Annotated in this window: 16 protein-coding genes; 1 reads left to right on the top strand and 15 read right to left on the bottom strand. The window is 41.4% G+C overall.

What is annotated here, in order from left to right; translation table 11 throughout:
- Positions 1-14: 14 nt before the first annotated feature.
- The 6 genes from carB to pyrR form a co-directional block, all read right to left on the bottom strand.
- Positions 15-3200, bottom strand: a complete 3186-nt coding sequence (gene carB, locus R8923_RS04070) for a carbamoyl-phosphate synthase large subunit (RefSeq protein ID WP_485871480.1) — start codon at positions 3198-3200, stop codon at positions 15-17.
- Entirely contained in the window at positions 3193-4287 is a 1095-nt protein-coding gene (locus R8923_RS04065; RefSeq protein WP_485871479.1) for a carbamoyl phosphate synthase small subunit, read from the bottom strand. The genes carB and R8923_RS04065 overlap by 8 nt, the downstream gene beginning before the upstream one ends.
- The gene (locus tag R8923_RS04060) at positions 4284-5561 is read right to left on the bottom strand and encodes a dihydroorotase (RefSeq protein WP_485871478.1); all 1278 of its coding nucleotides are present in this window, start codon (positions 5559-5561) and stop codon (positions 4284-4286) included. The genes R8923_RS04065 and R8923_RS04060 overlap by 4 nt, the downstream gene beginning before the upstream one ends.
- Positions 5549-6460, bottom strand: coding sequence for an aspartate carbamoyltransferase catalytic subunit (locus tag R8923_RS04055; protein ID WP_485871477.1), 912 nt, complete (start codon positions 6458-6460; stop codon positions 5549-5551). Before R8923_RS04055 ends, R8923_RS04060 begins: the two co-directional genes overlap by 13 nt.
- A gap of 67 nt (positions 6461-6527) precedes the next feature.
- Positions 6528-7799, bottom strand: coding sequence for a solute carrier family 23 protein (locus tag R8923_RS04050; protein ID WP_485871476.1), 1272 nt, complete (start codon positions 7797-7799; stop codon positions 6528-6530).
- Between the two features lie 115 nt (positions 7800-7914).
- Positions 7915-8460 (bottom strand): bifunctional pyr operon transcriptional regulator/uracil phosphoribosyltransferase PyrR, encoded by a 546-nt coding sequence (pyrR, locus tag R8923_RS04045; protein ID WP_485871475.1) that lies wholly within the window; start codon positions 8458-8460, stop codon positions 7915-7917.
- 244 nt (positions 8461-8704) lie between these two features.
- Between pyrR and R8923_RS04040 the strand changes: the two genes are divergently transcribed.
- Positions 8705-8914, top strand: coding sequence for a hypothetical protein (locus R8923_RS04040; RefSeq protein ID WP_485871474.1), 210 nt, complete (start codon positions 8705-8707; stop codon positions 8912-8914).
- 36 nt (positions 8915-8950) lie between these two features.
- On the opposite strand, the gene R8923_RS04035 is transcribed toward R8923_RS04040, so the two are convergent.
- The 9 genes from R8923_RS04035 to R8923_RS03995 form a co-directional block, all read right to left on the bottom strand.
- Positions 8951-9850, bottom strand: coding sequence for an RluA family pseudouridine synthase (locus R8923_RS04035; RefSeq protein ID WP_485871473.1), 900 nt, complete (start codon positions 9848-9850; stop codon positions 8951-8953).
- Positions 9847-10317, bottom strand: coding sequence for a signal peptidase II (lspA, locus tag R8923_RS04030; protein ID WP_485871472.1), 471 nt, complete (start codon positions 10315-10317; stop codon positions 9847-9849). The genes R8923_RS04035 and lspA overlap by 4 nt, the downstream gene beginning before the upstream one ends.
- A gap of 60 nt (positions 10318-10377) precedes the next feature.
- The gene (locus tag R8923_RS04025; RefSeq protein ID WP_485871471.1) at positions 10378-11667 is read right to left on the bottom strand and encodes an NCS2 family permease; all 1290 of its coding nucleotides are present in this window, start codon (positions 11665-11667) and stop codon (positions 10378-10380) included.
- Positions 11668-11763: 96 nt separating this feature from the next.
- On the bottom strand, positions 11764-12684 hold the full coding sequence (locus tag R8923_RS04020) for a metal ABC transporter substrate-binding protein (RefSeq protein ID WP_485871470.1): 921 nt from the start codon (positions 12682-12684) through the stop codon (positions 11764-11766).
- On the bottom strand, positions 12681-13514 hold the full coding sequence (locus R8923_RS04015) for a metal ABC transporter permease (protein WP_485871469.1): 834 nt from the start codon (positions 13512-13514) through the stop codon (positions 12681-12683). Before R8923_RS04015 ends, R8923_RS04020 begins: the two co-directional genes overlap by 4 nt.
- A gap of 1 nt (position 13515) precedes the next feature.
- Positions 13516-14229 (bottom strand): metal ABC transporter ATP-binding protein, encoded by a 714-nt coding sequence (locus R8923_RS04010; RefSeq protein ID WP_485871468.1) that lies wholly within the window; start codon positions 14227-14229, stop codon positions 13516-13518.
- 140 nt (positions 14230-14369) lie between these two features.
- Complete coding sequence (locus R8923_RS04005; protein WP_485871467.1) at positions 14370-14783, bottom strand: MarR family winged helix-turn-helix transcriptional regulator; 414 nt, start codon at positions 14781-14783, stop codon at positions 14370-14372.
- Between the two features lie 34 nt (positions 14784-14817).
- Complete coding sequence (locus R8923_RS04000; RefSeq protein WP_485871466.1) at positions 14818-16293, bottom strand: lmo1851 family serine protease; 1476 nt, start codon at positions 16291-16293, stop codon at positions 14818-14820.
- A 237-nt stretch (positions 16294-16530) separates the two neighbouring features.
- Positions 16531-16737 carry a copper ion binding protein gene (locus tag R8923_RS03995; protein WP_485871465.1) on the bottom strand — a complete coding sequence of 69 codons (207 nt, stop codon included), beginning with the start codon at positions 16735-16737 and terminating at the stop codon, positions 16531-16533.
- Between the last annotated feature and the right edge of the window lie 10 nt (positions 16738-16747).

The following is a 16747-nucleotide window of genomic DNA, read 5'->3' as shown; positions in this document are numbered from 1 at the left end:
CTCCTCCCGTCTATTTAAACAGACTGAATCGCTTCTAGTTCAAACGAGCGTGATTCGAGTACGCGTAAAATGGCTTCTGCCGTGTCGAGTGACGTACAAACTGGTATGCCATTTTCAACAGATTCGCGGCGGATTTGGAACCCATCACGTTCTGGTCTTTTCCCACTTGTTAGCGTATTTACAACAAGGGTAATTTGTCCATTTCGAATATAATCCAGTAACGTTTCATGATTTTCACCAATTTTTTTCACTTCAGAAACTTTAATGCCTGCTTCTTTTAATACTTTCGTCGTTCCAGCCGTTGCCATAATCGTAAAACCAATTGTGTTAAAACGTTCCGCGAGTAAGGTTGCTTCCTCCTTATCACGGTCAGCAATTGTTAGAAGCACCGTACCGTAGTCATGCATTTTTGTGCCGCTAGCGACAAAACCTTTATACAGTGCTTTTTCAAGCGTAACATCTTTCCCCATGACTTCACCTGTAGACTTCATTTCTGGACCGAGTGAAGTGTCCACACTACGAAGTTTCGCGAACGAAAACACTGGTACTTTCACAAAAATTTCCTTCTTCTCGCGCGCAAGTCCTGGCATAAAGCCAAGCTCCTTCAAACTTTTACCTAGAATAACTTTTGTTGCCACGTTTGCCATTGGAATATCCGTTATTTTACTTAAAAACGGTGCTGTCCGGCTGGAGCGAGGATTGACTTCAATCACAAAAACTTCTTCACCACTTACGACATATTGAATATTTAGCATGCCGATAATGCCAAGTCCTGTCGCAAGTTTTGTTGTATACTCTGTAATTTGTTGTTTGACTTTTTGGCTTAAACTTTGGGCCGGATAGACTGCAATAGAATCGCCCGAGTGTACACCTGCACGTTCGATATGCTCCATAATTCCCGGGATAAGGACATCTTTTCCGTCGCTAATTGCATCGACTTCCACTTCCTGACCTTGCACATAACGATCGACAAGCACAGGGTGTTTTGGATTTACTTTTACCGCGTTATTCATATAGTAGGTGAGCGCCTCTTCTGATTCAACAATTTCCATAGCACGTCCGCCTAGCACATAAGACGGACGAACTAAAACGGGATAGCCAATTGATTTTGCGACTTCAAGCGCTCCGTCAACAGAAGTGGCCGTTTTGCCGGCTGGTTGCGGAATCTGCAAACTTTCAAGTGCTTTTTCAAATTTATCGCGGTTTTCAGCTCGGTCGATATCTTCTAAGCTTGTACCTAAAATTTGAACACCGCGTTCTGCAAGCCCTTCCGCCAAATTAATGGCCGTTTGTCCACCGAATTGAACGACAACGCCTAGTGGCTTTTCAATATGGATGATGTGCATGACATCTTCTAGCGTTAGCGGTTCAAAATACAGCTTGTCAGAAATTGAAAAGTCTGTGGAAACGGTTTCTGGGTTGTTATTAATGATAATCGCTTCATAGCCAGCTTGTTGGATAGCCCAAACGGAATGTACGGTTGCGTAATCAAATTCTACACCTTGGCCAATTCGAATGGGACCAGAACCAAGTACGATAACTTTTTCTTTCTCGGAGCGAATCGATTCATTCTCCTCTTCGTAACTGCTGTAAAAATAGGGAGTCGTAGACGCAAATTCGGCCGCACATGTATCTACCATTTTATACACAGGGAAAAGATTTTCTTGTTTGCGCAAATCGTAAAGCGCAGATTCACTTGTCTCCCACAACTTCGCAATAAACGCGTCAGAGAAGCCCATTCGCTTCGCCGTATAAAGCGCCTCAAGGTCACCTTTTTGTTCTTTTAATTTACTTTCAAGCGAAATGATTTTTTCTAATTTATACAGGAAGAAAAGATCGATTTTTGTTTTTTCGTGAAGGGACTCGATTGTCTCCCCTCGTCTAAGAGCAGCGGCCAGGAAAAACAGTCTGTCGTCCTCTGGGAAGCGAATTTTTTGTTCGAGTTTCTCGGCTGTTGCCTGTTCTGCTTCTTCTAAATATACGTGGCTCACGCCGATTTCAAGGGAGCGTGCGGCTTTTAGAAGGGCTTCTTCCCACGTGCGCCCGATTGCCATGACTTCGCCCGTTGCTTTCATTTGCGTGCCGAGTCGTCTATCGCCATTTTCAAACTTATCAAACGGAAAGCGTGGAATTTTTGCAACAACGTAATCGAGGGCTGGTTCAAAGTGAGCGAAAGTCGTGCCAGTTACAGGATTTTTAATCTCATCTAATGTGAGGCCGACTGCGATTTTTGCTGCTAGCTTCGCAATTGGATAGCCAGTTGCTTTGGATGCAAGTGCCGATGAACGGCTAACTCGCGGATTCACTTCGATGACATAATATTGATAGCTATCAGGGTCGAGAGCGAGTTGAACGTTACAGCCGCCTTCAATTTCTAGGGCGCGAATGATTTTTAGCGAGACATCCCGCAGTAGTTGGTATTCGCGGTCTGAGAGCGTTTGGCTTGGGGCAACTACGATAGAGTCTCCTGTATGTATGCCAACTGGATCCATGTTTTCCATGTTACACACAACCATCGCATTATCATTTGCATCGCGCATAACTTCATATTCGACTTCTTTAAAACCAGCGATACTTTTTTCAAGTAGGCACTGTGTTACTGGGCTCAGTTTTAAGCCGCTTTGAACGATTTCTTGAAGTTCGATGTCATTATGACAAATCCCGCCGCCTGAACCACCAAGCGTATATGCTGGACGAACAATAACCGGGTAACCAATTTGAGCTACGAAAGCTTTTGCTTCGTCTAAGTCATGAATAATTTCGCTTTCTGGTACAGGTTGTTCGAGTTCATTCATAAGGTCACGAAATGCCTCGCGGTCTTCCGCTTTTTTGATGGCCGTCAAATCGGTTCCGAGTACTTCTACGTTCATTTCGTCTAAAATGCCAGCACTAGCTAGTTCCATTGCCATATTGAGACCCGTTTGTCCCCCAAGTGTTGGTAAGATCGCTTCAGGACGCTCTTTTCTAATGATGCGCGACACAAAGTCGAGTGTAATCGGTTCAATATATACTTTATCTGCCATTTCAGCATCTGTCATAATCGTTGCTGGATTTGAGTTCACTAAGACAACACGATAGCCTTCCTCTTTTAAACTCAAGCAAGCTTGTGTGCCTGCATAATCAAATTCTGCGGCTTGGCCAATCACAATGGGGCCAGATCCGATAACTAAAATCGTCTTAATATCCTCACGCTTAGGCATTTTCCATCCATCCTTCCCGTTCTAAATCCATCATTTCGATAAATTGATCAAATAAGTAATTCACATCGCTTGGTCCAGGATTTGCCTCTGGATGATACTGCACGGTGTATGCTAAGTAATCGCGGTGTTTCAAACCTTCAATTGTGCCGTCATTTAATTCCACGTGTGTCACGACTAAATCGGTTTTTGAAAGCGAATCCGCATCAACCGAATAGCCATGGTTTTGAGCCGTGAAATCAACGCGTCCAGTAGCAAGCTCCTTTACTGGGTGATTGGCGCCGCGGTGACCAAACTTCATTTTAAACGTATCCGCACCATTTGCAAGCGCGAATAATTGATGCCCTAAGCAGATTCCAAAAAGTGGTATCTTGCCTTGCAAACCTAAAATCATTTCCATCGCTTCTGGCACATCTTTTGGATCTCCCGGGCCATTTGAGAGCATCACACCATCAGGATGCATGTTTAAAATTTCTGCAGCGGTTGTGTCATACGGCACAACTGTCACATGACAATTCCGCTTATTCAATTCCTTTAAAATTGATCCTTTTACACCGTAATCCACAAGAACCACACGTTTCCCTTCACCCGGACTCGCAAACGGCTTTGAAGACGATACCTCGCTCACTTGATCTTTTGGTAGCCTAACAGAATTCAGGTGATGCAGTAAACTTTCTTTATCGGCATCAGCTGAGGCTAAAATGCCTTTTAATGTTCCAACGCTGCGAATCATTTTGGTAAGTTTACGCGTATCAATTCCCGCAATTCCAGGAATATCTTTTTCCTTTAAAAATTCATCAAGCGTCATTTGTTCACGCCAGTTGGAAGCAAAATCAGCCGCCTCACGGACGATCACCCCTTTAACCACAGGTTGAATGGACTCGAAGTCATCGCGGTTGACACCATAATTTCCAACAAGCGGGTACGTGAAAGTAATCATCTGGCCATAGTAGGATGGGTCGGTAATCGTTTCCTGATAGCCCGTCATGCCTGTGTTAAACACAACCTCACCAATCGTTTCCTTGTCAGAACCAATCTTTTCGCCAATGAAATAAGTACCATCTTCAAGCATTAACATTCTCTTCATCATTTATCCCCCCAAGTATAGACGATTTCACCGCGTGAGATAGTTAAAACCGGCCAGCCGTAGCATTTCACGCCACCAAATGGTGTATTTCTTCCCTTTGATAAAAAGGTCTCTGGATTAATTTCCTCTTCTTTGTCTAAATCGATTACAGTAATATCAGCAACATCTCCGATACCAAGACGTCCGTACGAAAGTTTGAATACCTCTGCTGGTTTCTCCGTCATATAACTGATAAGCTTTTTAAGCGTCCAGTCCCCGTCTTTCACAAAATGTGTGTATAGTAGCGGAAACGCCGTCTCAAGTCCAACAATCCCAAATGCCGCCTTCTCCATCGAAATATTTTTTTCACTTTCCGCATGCGGGGCATGGTCTGTTGCGATAAAGTCAATCGTTCCATCAAGTAGTCCCTCTAAAAGGGCGTTTTGATCCACACGACTTCTAAGTGGTGGATTCATTTTCCAGTTACCGATATTGCCCGGAATATCCTCTTCATTTAACAGCAAATGATGGGGTGAAACTTCTGCCGTCACATGAATACCAGCACGTTTTGCATCGCGTACCACACGCACCGACTCTTTTGTCGAGATGTGACAAACATGATAATGACAACCAGCTGCTTCGGCGAGCAAAACATCACGCGCGATTTGAACGGACTCCGCAATATTTGGAATCCCTTTTAAACCTACTTTTCGAGCAAATTTCCCGTCATGGACGACTCCTCCATAAACGAGCGAGTTATCTTCACAGTGCGCAACAACCGCCATGTCAAGTTTCGCCGCAGCTTGCATCGCCTCATACATCGTGCCAGCCGTCTGAACACCTACCCCGTCATCTGTAAACGCAAAAGCTCCTGCGCCTTTTAAGCCCGAAAAATCAACAAGCTCATCCGTGCCAAGCTCTTTTGTAATCGACCCATATGGTAAAACGCGAACGCGAGCTGTGTCCTGAATTCGTTCAACGAGCGCAGCCATTTTTTCTGGCGTATCTGGAACTGGCTTTGTATTTGGCATCGAGCAAACGGTTGTATAGCCGCCTTTTGCCGCCGCCTTTGTCCCCGTTTCGATTGTCTCCTTATGTTCTCCGCCTGGTTCGCGGAGGTGCACATGAACATCAATGAATCCCGGTGAAATAAATTTCCCTTTAACGTCAATAATCGTCGCCGTTTCTTCCGTGATATTTTCGGCAATCTTCACAATTTTATCACCGCTTATTAAAATGTCTTGCTTAGTAAAATCCCCGTTTTCATTTAAAATTTGTCCGTTTTTTAAAATGTACATGTTTTCACCCTCACTTCTTTTTCTTTTAAAACTGCTTCCAAAATGGCCATGCGGATATAGACACCGTTTGTCATTTGCGTGATTATGCGCGACTTGTCTGACTCCACTAAAGAATCCGCAATTTCAACATCGCGATTAACTGGGCTTGGATGCATGATAATCGCTTGATCACCCATTTTATTAGCACGTGTTTCCGTTAAACCAAATGTTTGATGATAGGTTTCTTTATGAAAAATTGCTTTCCCGTCATGACGTTCATGTTGCACACGTAATAGCATCACAACATCGACTGTTTCAACGAGTGCATCCATTGTCATATGCTCACCAAACGCACTTAAATCCTGATTAAACCATTCGTCTGGACCGGCGAAATAAATGTCAGCGCCAAGTCGTTTGAGTACTTTCATATTAGAGTTTGCCACACGACTGTGGGAGATGTCGCCAACAATGCCGATTTTCAAACCGCTGAAATGTCCAAATTGTTCGCGTATGGTGAACAAATCAAGAAGGCACTGGCTAGGATGCTCACCGCACCCGTCCCCGCCGTTTATAATGGCCATGTCAAGTGTACGGAGCTCATCAAAGAAGTTTTCAGCTGGGTGCCGAATAATCGCAACGTCTGTTCCGATGGCCTGCATGGTTAAGGCTGTATCATAAAGTGTTTCTCCTTTTGTTATGCTTGATGCGCCAGGTTCAAAACTCAAAACGTTCATTCCAAGTTTTTTTTCAGCCATTTCAAAGCTTGTATGTGTGCGTGTACTCGGTTCAAAAAATAAATTGACAGCATAAACTTCTTTTTCGAATTTCGTTTTTTCTTCTTTTTTAAAAAAAGCGGCTTGGTTTAAAAGTCCTTCAATTTCTTCATTACTTAATTCGTCCATTGTCAAAAGATGTTTCATTTTGTAGCCCACCTTTCTTTTTCTATATAAAGACCTCTTTTAGATTTGTCCAAAAGAGGTCTTAAATTCATGCTCGTTTCTTCTCAGGAATAATTAAGTTTAAAATGATGCCAACGACAGCCGCCATTGCCATCCCAGTAATTTTCACAGAGTTGATTTCCACAAAGAAGCCACCAATGCCGATAACAAGCACGACAGAAGTAATAATTAAGTTGCGGTTCACATTTAAATCTATTTTGTTATCAATCATCATTCGAAGGCCGCTTGAGGCGATAACACCAAATAGGAGGAATGAAATCCCACCTAGAACAGCTTGCGGTACAGAAGTAATGATGGCATTAATATAGCCAATAAAGCCGAATAATACAGCGAATACTGCCGCACCACCAATAACAAAGACGCTGTAAACCCGTGTAATGGCAAGCACACCAATGTTTTCACCGTAAGTCGTAACAGGAGGTCCACCAATTAGCGAAGCAATAATTGAGGCAGTTCCGTCCGCAATAAGCGAACGATGTAGCCCTGGATCTTTGAAGAAATTTCGATTCGTAATTTTGTTTAAAACGAGTTGGTGCCCCATATGTTCAGCCATCGTGACGAATGCAAGTGGCGCCATACTAATGATGACCGTTGCCGTTACAACTGGATTGGCATCGATAAATGGGATTGTAAAATCTGGAATTTGGAATAAACTTGCTTGTTTCACAAGTGTAAAATCAACGAGACCAAACGGAATACTTGCTAGATAGCCGACAAAGAAGCCGAATAAAATGGGAATGAGTCCAAAAAATCCTTTAAACGCAATCATCGCAATGACAGCCGCCATAAGTGTAATAAGGGCAACTGCAACCGACTGAAAGCTATAATCTCCACCATTATTTGTTCCCATCGCCATAGAAGCTGCATTTGGTGCTAAGCTAAGCCCGATAACCATAATAACAGGTCCAACAACAACAGGTGGCAAGACTTTTTGAATCCAGTCCACACCTGCATAATAAACAATCAATGAAATAATCGCGTACACAACCCCAACGGAAAATGTTCCAACCATAACGGAGCCTGGCGAATCAGCTAGCATAAACATCGTAAGTGGCTGAATGAATGCAAACGAGGAACCTAAGTAAGCGGGAATCTTGCCGCGTGTAATCGCTAAGTACGCGAGCGTGCCGAGCCCACTAGATACAAGGGCGACGCCGGGATTCATTCCTGTCACACTTGGCACAAAAATGGTTGAGCCAAACATTGTAAACAGATGCTGGATACTTAAAACAATCCATTTATTCCAAGTAGGTTTTTCGTGTATATCAAGTACTGGCTTTGCTTCAATTTGTTCTGTCATTTTTTTCTCTCCTTTAATAAAAAAACTCCCTGCGCTATGCAAAGAGTTAGAAGGGTAGAGTTTCCCTCTACACGCACTCTTTGCTAGCCTCTCTGGACTGCATTTAAAAAGTGTTTTACTTAAGTATAATAATGGCATCTTGGTCCGTATCTACTTCGGAAAGATGCACTTCAATCCGTTCTTCTTTTGATGTTGGCACATTTTTTCCAACAAAATCCGCGCGAATAGGTAGTTCCCGGTGTCCACGATCCGCAAGTACTGCAAGCTCAATTTGTTCCGGACGACCAACATCCATGAGCGCATCCATCGCCGCACGAACTGTACGCCCTGTGTAAAGCACATCGTCCACTAAGACAATTTTTTTCCCTTCTAAGGAAAATGGAATTTCTGAGCCGTTTACAGATGGTTCTCGTGTTTTTTCGTTTTTAAAACTTAAATCATCGCGGTAAAGGGCAATATCGACTTCCCCAACTGGTACTGCTACGCCTTCAATTTCTTGAATTCGCTCTGCAATTCGCTTAGCAAGAAAAATTCCACGCGTTTTAATTCCAACGAGCGCTAAGTTTTTTGCGCCTTTGTTACGCTCAATAATTTCATAGCTGACACGAGTAAGGGCACGCCCTACTGCTGCTTTATCCATGACGACTACTTTTTCAGCCATAATATCCTCCTTTTATACAAAAAAAACTTCACCAAAGCGGCGAAGGATATACGTATCATGTGTATAGGAAAAGACACTTTCCCCGTACAAAACGTTTACCTTTTTAGCCTCTCTGGACTACCTTTAAAGGTGCTCTTGAACTATTTTCAGCTTACAGGAAAAAAACATATGTGTCAATGCTTTTTACCCGAAAAATAAAATTCATGTTATACTATTAAAAGAATAAAGTAAAGGAGTGGCATATATGGCTAAATCTAAAGCTAAAAAACAGCGCGAAAAACGCGTGCGTGAAGGTCGCTTAAATCCAGAAATCAAGCGCAGTCCTTTTCACACACTTGATTTATCCACGCGCAAAACAAAAACAAAAAAAGATGTACTTTATCAAAACAAATATAAAAACCATTCTTTTGATGAGAAAAAGGATGGTTTTTATTTTGTAATGAATGGCTGTTGAAAAAAATCATTTCAGCACTCTCTCTTCAAAAAATATTCAACTAGTTTCGCGTAAGGTTTTGAGTGCTTCTTCAAATACATCTGGTAACGGGGCTTTAAAATGCAAGTGTTCACCTGTTGTTGGGTGCTCGAAGCCTAATTCACTGGCATGTAAGAACTGACCACTACCTTTTAATGTGTTTTTAGGACCGTATTTCGGGTCGCCAGCAAGAGGGTGACCAATATATTTTAAATGCACACGGATTTGATGCGTCCGCCCAGTATCAAGCCTACATTTTATAAGCGTGTAGGTGCCAAAACGTTCGACCACTTCAAAGTGCGTGCGTGCTTCCTTACCGCCCGCAATGACTGCCATCTTTTTACGATCCTCTTTTGCTCGCCCAATTGGGGCTTCAATTGTGCCTTTTTGATGTTTAATATCGCCGTGAACGAGAGCTAAATAGATTCGATCGCTCGTCTTGTTTTTTAGCTGTTCGGAAAGCGACTCGTGCGCCGCATCATTTTTTGCGACCATCAAAAGCCCCGATGTATCTTTATCGATACGGTGAACAATGCCTGGACGGACAACCCCGTTTATCCCAGACAAATCTTTACAATGATAAAGTAGCGCGTTCACAAGCGTACCAGACATGTGGCCGGCAGCTGGATGAACAACCATGCCTTGTGGTTTATTGACAACGAGCACATCTTTATCTTCGTAATAAATATCGAGTGCAATATCCTCTGCTTCCGCAACAAGTTCTGTGACCTCCCGAATTTGGTAGGTGATAACATCCCCATTTTGCACCTTATAGTTTGCCTTAACACTTTCGTTATTAACAAGTATATCGCCCGATTTTAACATCGACTGAACGAGGGAACGACTTAAATCCGTCTGTTCACTAAGCGCTTTATCTAAACGAGTACCTGCTATTTCTTCATTAATTACAAGCTTCATGAATTTTTTCCTTTCGTTTTACGGTCATCTAAAAAGACGTAAACAATCATGAGAACAACCCCAACTGAAAGCGAGGCATCCGCAATGTTGAAAATTGGGAAATGATAGCTCCCCCACACAGTGGCAATAAAATCCACGACTTCCTGATGCAACACTCGGTCAATGAAATTTCCTAAAGCTCCGCCTAAAATGAACGCCAAGCTAACGGAGAAGAGTGTATGACCTTTTGCATACTTCTGCATAATATAAATAATAATTCCAACGACAACTATGGTAATGATATAAAAGAGCCACATTTTTCCTTCTAAAATGCTCCAAGCAGCTCCGTTGTTGCGATAACTTAGCCAGTAAAGGAAATTCGGGATAACCGTAATTTGTTCACCGATTTCCATATTTTGTACCACTAGCCATTTTGTGAATTGGTCGACAATCAAAACGGCGACCGTGATGAGATAATAATAGTACATTTCGTCTCCTCTTTTCCAAAAAGAAAAGCCACCCATCGACTGGGCAGCTTTTCCGAGTCATTATATCCATTGTAAAATATATTGCGCTAAAAATAAAGCCGCAATCACGTACATAACAGGCGAAATCTTTTCTTCTTTTTTTACAAATGCATGTAAAATCGGATAGGCAATAAAGCCTGCTGCTATTCCGTCAGCGATACTATAGGCGAAAGGAATAATGACAATTATGAGTAGGCTTGAAAAACTATTCGCAGGGTTTCTTAAATCCATTTCTTTTAATTCCTGTACCATTGACATTCCGATGATGATTAAAATCGGCGCTACAGCGCTGTTTGGAATGACTGAAAGGAACGGCATTAAAAAGAGCGAACATAGAAATAAGACACCTGTTGTGATACTTGCAAGACCAGTTTTGGCGTTGCTTGCAATCATCGAGCCGCTTTCAAGTGCTGAGACAGTTGGGCTTGTTCCAAAAATTCCAGATAAAAATACTGTTATAGAACTGGCTTGAAGAACTCGCGGTAAGCGCTCCTCGTGTTTTAACTGGCGCACTTGACCATACGTCAAACCGACCGTTTCAAACACTACGACCATCGTTAAGGAAAAAACGCCAGACCAAAAGGCCACTTCCGTCATACCCGAAAAATCGAATTGAAAGAACACTTCTTTAAACGGTGCGAGACTAAGTGCATCTCCGCTAACTTTTCCGTTTATTCCGAAGAAATACCCGATGAGTGTTCCAACAATCAGGCTAACTAAAAAGCCGCCTGGTACTTTCCGAATGACAAGAATCATCGTAACGAAAAGCGTGAGTATCGTCGCTAAAACGGCGGGATCATCTAATTTGCCAAGTGCTAAAATCGAATGACTACCACGCGTTACAATTCCGCCTTTCTCTAAGCCAAGTAAAATCAAGAAGAATCCTAGTCCAACAGTTATCGCTTGCTTCAAAACAAGTGGAATGGCTTCATTTAATTTTCGAGCTAACGGTGTGAAAGCAAGTACCATAAAAAGGATTCCACTAATCACAACGACAGCGAGCGCTTTTTGAAATGAAAGCCCCATTGTGTTTACTAAACTATAGGCAAATAGCGCATTAATTCCCATTCCGGGCATTAAAATGAGCGGCAAGTTTGCCCAAAAACCCATGATGAAGCAACCTACTACGGAAATAAAAATCGTTGCGATGACAACGCCCTCATAACTCATTCCAGCCTCACTTAAAATGGAGCTGTTGACAACGATGATGTACACAACGGTGAAAAAGCCAATCATGCCAGCTAAAAGTTCAGTGCGAATCGTCGTACCTTCCTTCTTTAGCTGAAACATTTGTTCAAAAACTTTTTTCATTTTTCTTCCCTCTATGAAATTGTCCCTCTCCCAACCCACAAGGATACGCCTTGTCACAAGATAAGATTATAACAAAGATAGCATTAAAAGTAAATGTTACTTCGCCAGTCCATCATGTATGCGCTCAAAATTAAGTTGCATCATTTCAAAATAAGTGTCCCCGTCCTCCCCTTTTTTTGCGGTTGAATCTGTAAATAGTTTTGCAACAATGGGGACACTTGTTTCTTTAGAGACACTTTCCATACTTCGGGGATCGATACTTGTTTCAACAAATAAACTTTTCACATCACGCGTTTGAATCGTTTTAATAATTTGACGCATTTGCTCTGGGGTACCTTGATTTTCAGTATTGATTTCCCAAATATAAGCTGTAGAAAGCCCGTACCTATCAGCAAAGTATTTAAATGCTCCTTCACTTGTAACAAGCGCCTTTTGATTCTCACTCAAATTACTAAACGCGTGACGCCCCTTTTCGTCTAGTTTTTCTAGTTTCAAAATATAAGCCTTGGCTCGTTTTTCATAGTAAGCTTTATTTTCAGGATCTTTTTTTGAAAGTGCTTTCTCAATATTTTTTACATACATAATCCCATTTGCCACATCTAGCCAAGCATGTGGATCCGTTTCGCTTTCCTTCCCTTGCTCCGTTAAATATTTTGGTTTCACACCCTCACTTAAAACCGTCGCATCTTTTTTCGTTTTCCCAGCCGTTTCAAGCATTTTCGTAAACCAGCCATTCCCTGTTTCAAGATTTAAACCATTATAAAAAATAACGTCCGCATCTGTCGCCTTCTGAATATTCTCAGGCAATAAGTCGTATTCATGCGGATCCACACCCGCTGGCACAATGCTGTATAAATCGATTTTGTCACCACCAACATTTTTCACCATATCTGCTAAAATCGAATACGTTGCAACCACCTGCAATTTGCCATTAGACTTTTCTTTATCCTCTGCCGCCCCGCACGCGAAAAGCACGAACAAGGAGAGGAAACTCACAAGCAAAGCAATTTTTTTCATCCTAAAACCCCTTTCTTTTTGACTAAAATAAGGTTTTTGCTTATAAAAATGATGATAAATAGAAGTGTTGCTGTAAGTACAATCGTTGCGCCAGAAGCCAAGTTATAGCGGTAACTTAAAAATAGGCCAACAACCGAACTCACAGCTCCAAATGAAGCGGCTAAAAAAATCATCACCTTCAGCCGGTGCGTGAGTAAGTACGCCGTTGCGGCTGGCGTGATGAGGAGTGCCACAACAAGAATAATTCCCACCGTTTGAAGTGCCGCAACCGTGACAAGCGTGAGAAGTAACATCAAAAAATAATGCAAAACTTGCGTGTTATAACCGTATGTTTTGGCTACGATTGGGTCGAAGGAACTTATTAGTAATTCTTTGTAAAACAGCCAAATGAGTAAGATGACGATAGTCGCAATTCCAATCGTCAGCCACATGTCTGATGAACGTACAGCAAGTACATTTCCAAATAAAATATGATATAAATCTGTGCTACTTTTCGCAAGCGTAATTAAAATCACGCCTAGTGCGAAAAAAGCACTAAAAACAATCCCAATTGCGGTATCACTTTTAATAACACTTTTTTGATTCACAAACCCAATCCCAAACGCCGCCAAAATACCAAATAGCACTGCTCCAAAGAAGAAATTAATTCCAGCCATGTATGAAATAGCCACACCCGGTAACACTGCATGACTAATTGCATCCCCCATCAGTGACATCCCGCGTAAAATGATGAAACTTCCGATGACTCCACAAACAATTCCTACCGTTACAGAAGTCAACAGCGCTTTTTGTAAAAACTGATATTCTAGTAGCCCACTAATAAACTCCATTTTACGCCCCCCTCACATTTTGAATCTCATAGGCTCGTTTGATCATCTCATCCGTAAAATGAGTATCCACAGGTCCAGCTGTAATTAATTTTTTATTTAATAAAATAATCTCATCAAAATATTCTGCCACTTTATGAAAATCATGGTGCACCACGACAATTGTTTTGCCAGAATCACGCAATTTTTTTAAAAGCGCCATAATAAAAATCTCACTTGTCGCGTCAATACCAGCAAAAGGCTCATCAAGTAAAAAAATATCTGCATTTTGTGCGAGTGCACGCGCGATAAAAACTCGTTGTAGCTGTCCCCCTGACAATTGCCCGATTTGTTTGTTACAAAGCGCATCCATCCCAACTTGTTGTAGCGCTTCGAAAGCCAGTTTTTTTTCTTTCTTCCCAGGCTTTTGCATGAGCCGCAAACTTGGATATGTCCCGAGCAGCACCATTTCTTGAATCGTAATCGGAAAAGTTAAGTCAATTTCACTTCGTTGCGGCACATAAGCCAATTTTTGCGTCACTTTTATGAGCGGCACATCTGAGATCGTCACTTCACCTCTTTCACGTTTTACGAGTCCTATCATCGTTTTCAAAAGTGTTGATTTCCCCGCACCATTAGGTCCAATAATTCCCGTTAATTTCCCAAACTTTATCGCCACATTAATATCATCCAGTACAACTCTATCATCATATCGAACCGTTATATTTGTTAAGTTCATAAAACCCTCCTTTTTCCCAAAAGACTCTTTTTAAACTAAAGCTAAAAATGTTTCCTTTGAGCAACTTTTATTTTAGTATAATCGAGACATTTTAAAAAGGCAAGGTTTTTACATGAAAAAGAACCTCACAAATGTGAGGTTCAATCAATTGAATCAGCTAATTTTTTTAATAGCCGCTTAAATTCTTCTTGTTCGGTTTCTGAAAAAATAGCGAAGCGTTCCACAATCAATTCGCGTTTTCGTTTGCCAACTTCCTTCACAATTTGTTCAGCTTCTTCTGTTAGTGTGAGCAAAATGATGCGTCTATCTTCTGTTAAACGGGTGCGCGTAATAAGCGAGCGAGCAACTAGCGAGTCTGTGAGAGATGTAATGTGGCTCGCCGAAACGTCTAGTTTTTTAGCTAAATCACTCGTTTTGTTGACACCACTACCAATTAGTCGTAATACGCGGTATTCACCACTTCTCATTTTATTGTCTAAGACGGATTCGATATCACGGCGAAAACTGCTGAATACTCTTCTTACGGCTGCTTCGATTTCTAAATAGTTATCCACTTCAATATCCTCCTATATTTTACATACGTATAAATTATTTGGTCATGGCTTTTGCGGCATTTAGTTGCGGATCGTTTTCTTTTAGTTGATTTTGAATCAACTCTACTAACTTGTCAGTCGTTTTCCCCGTCATAATGCCTGTTTGCTCTAAATCATTGTCACGTTGGAAGCGTTCCACCGCGTAGGCAGTTTCGGTTGTATAAAGTCCGTCAACTTCACCAACGTTATAGCCGAGCGCTTTTAAGAGCTCTTCAATGGTTAAAATATCATCGCCAAAATCATTGACGGTATATGTTTTACTGCTTGATGGAACGGTAGCAGTCGCATAAGCTGGCATGCTAATGACTTTATCAGGTGTAATGCCTTTTTTATGAATCCATGTACCATTTGGTGTTAACCATTTCGCAATGGTTAATTTAATTGTTGAACCGTCCGTGGTTGTTTTGGCTGTTTGAACTGTTCCTTTTCCGTAAGATTTTGTGCCAACGATTTTAATATCTCCCGATTCACTTGCAGCCGCTGCTAAAATTTCCGATGCGCTCGCACTGCCATTATCAATTAGTATCGTAGTTGGCACTTTCACTTTGTAGCCATCATTTTCTGAGCTATCAGCAGTGATGGCTGTTTTTTCGCCATCTTTATCTTCTTCTTGGACCACTACTTTCCCATCAGGAACAAACATACTTGCAATACTCACCGCTTGGTCAAGCAAGCCACCAGGATTACCTCTTAGGTCAACAACAAGTCCTTTCATACCATCTTTTTCTAATGATTTTAAGGCTTTTAAAAGTTCTTCGGATGTATTTTCAGAAAAAGTACTGATGGTAACGTGTGCGATTTTATCATCGCCCATTTCTTTATATACCGTTTCAATCGGAATTTCCGCACGTGTAATGACTACATCAAAAGGTTTATCGACACCAGCACGTTGAATGGTAAGAGTTACTTTTGTACCTTTTTCTCCGCGAATTTTTTTCGTCGCTTCTGTCGCGGTATCTCCTTTGACAGATTTTCCATCTACTTTCAAAATAACATCTTTAGGCTGAATACCCGCTTTTTCAGCTGGAGAATTTTTAATTGGTGAAACAACCATAATGTTTCCATCTTGCTCGGCTATTTCAGCACCAATTCCTTCGAAGCTTGAGCTAATCGAATCATTAAAATCCTCCGACTCTTTTTTTGTCATAAACGTTGAGTAAGGATCATCTAATGAGTTAATCATTCCTGTAATCGCTCCGTCAACTAAATCAGCTGAATTTGTATCTTGGTAGAAGTTTTTCGTAATCTCATCGTACGCTTCATATAATTTCGTAAACTCTTTTCGCTCTGGAATAGAAACTTTGACTTGTTTATCTTCCCCAAGTGACATTACAATCGTTGTGACAAGCGCCGTCACAAAAACAAATGCAAATAAAAGCATAATAAAAGGAAACGTCTTTATTTTAATATAGCCATGCCCTGGCTTCTGTTTTTTTGAGTTATTTTCATCTTGTTGTTGGTTTTGATCCATCAACCTTCACCACTTTCTTTATGTATAGCAACTTTCATTTACTATCCTAACTTTCTTATTTTAACAGTTTTTTGACGTTTGTGGTATCCTTTTCCATTGAAATAATTGTAATAAGGGGTGCATACACAAAAAGCGCAATCAAATTGACTGCGCCCAGACTGCTCATAAACGGCAATCTTCGTTGTTAAAGCTTCTCATATGATGCGACTCACCGAATATCATCTATTATTTTTGTCGTTAAACAACTTCATAACCAGCTTCTAGAACAGCTTCTGCTAACTTTGTTTTCGTTACTTTATCTGCATCAAAACTGACGGTTGCTGTAGCTTCTTCCAGTGATACCGTTGCTCCTGAAACACCCGCTAATTCACCTAATGCTTTTTCAACGCGTGCTTTGCAATGTTCACAGCTCATTCCTTCAATTTCTAATACGACATTTTCCATACTAATTTCC

The organism is Listeria tempestatis (assembly GCF_963575625.1).
GTDB lineage: Bacteria > Bacillota > Bacilli > Lactobacillales > Listeriaceae > Listeria > Listeria tempestatis.
Note: the sequence above shows the minus strand (reverse complement) of the source record. Positions and strands in the feature narration are given on the sequence as shown.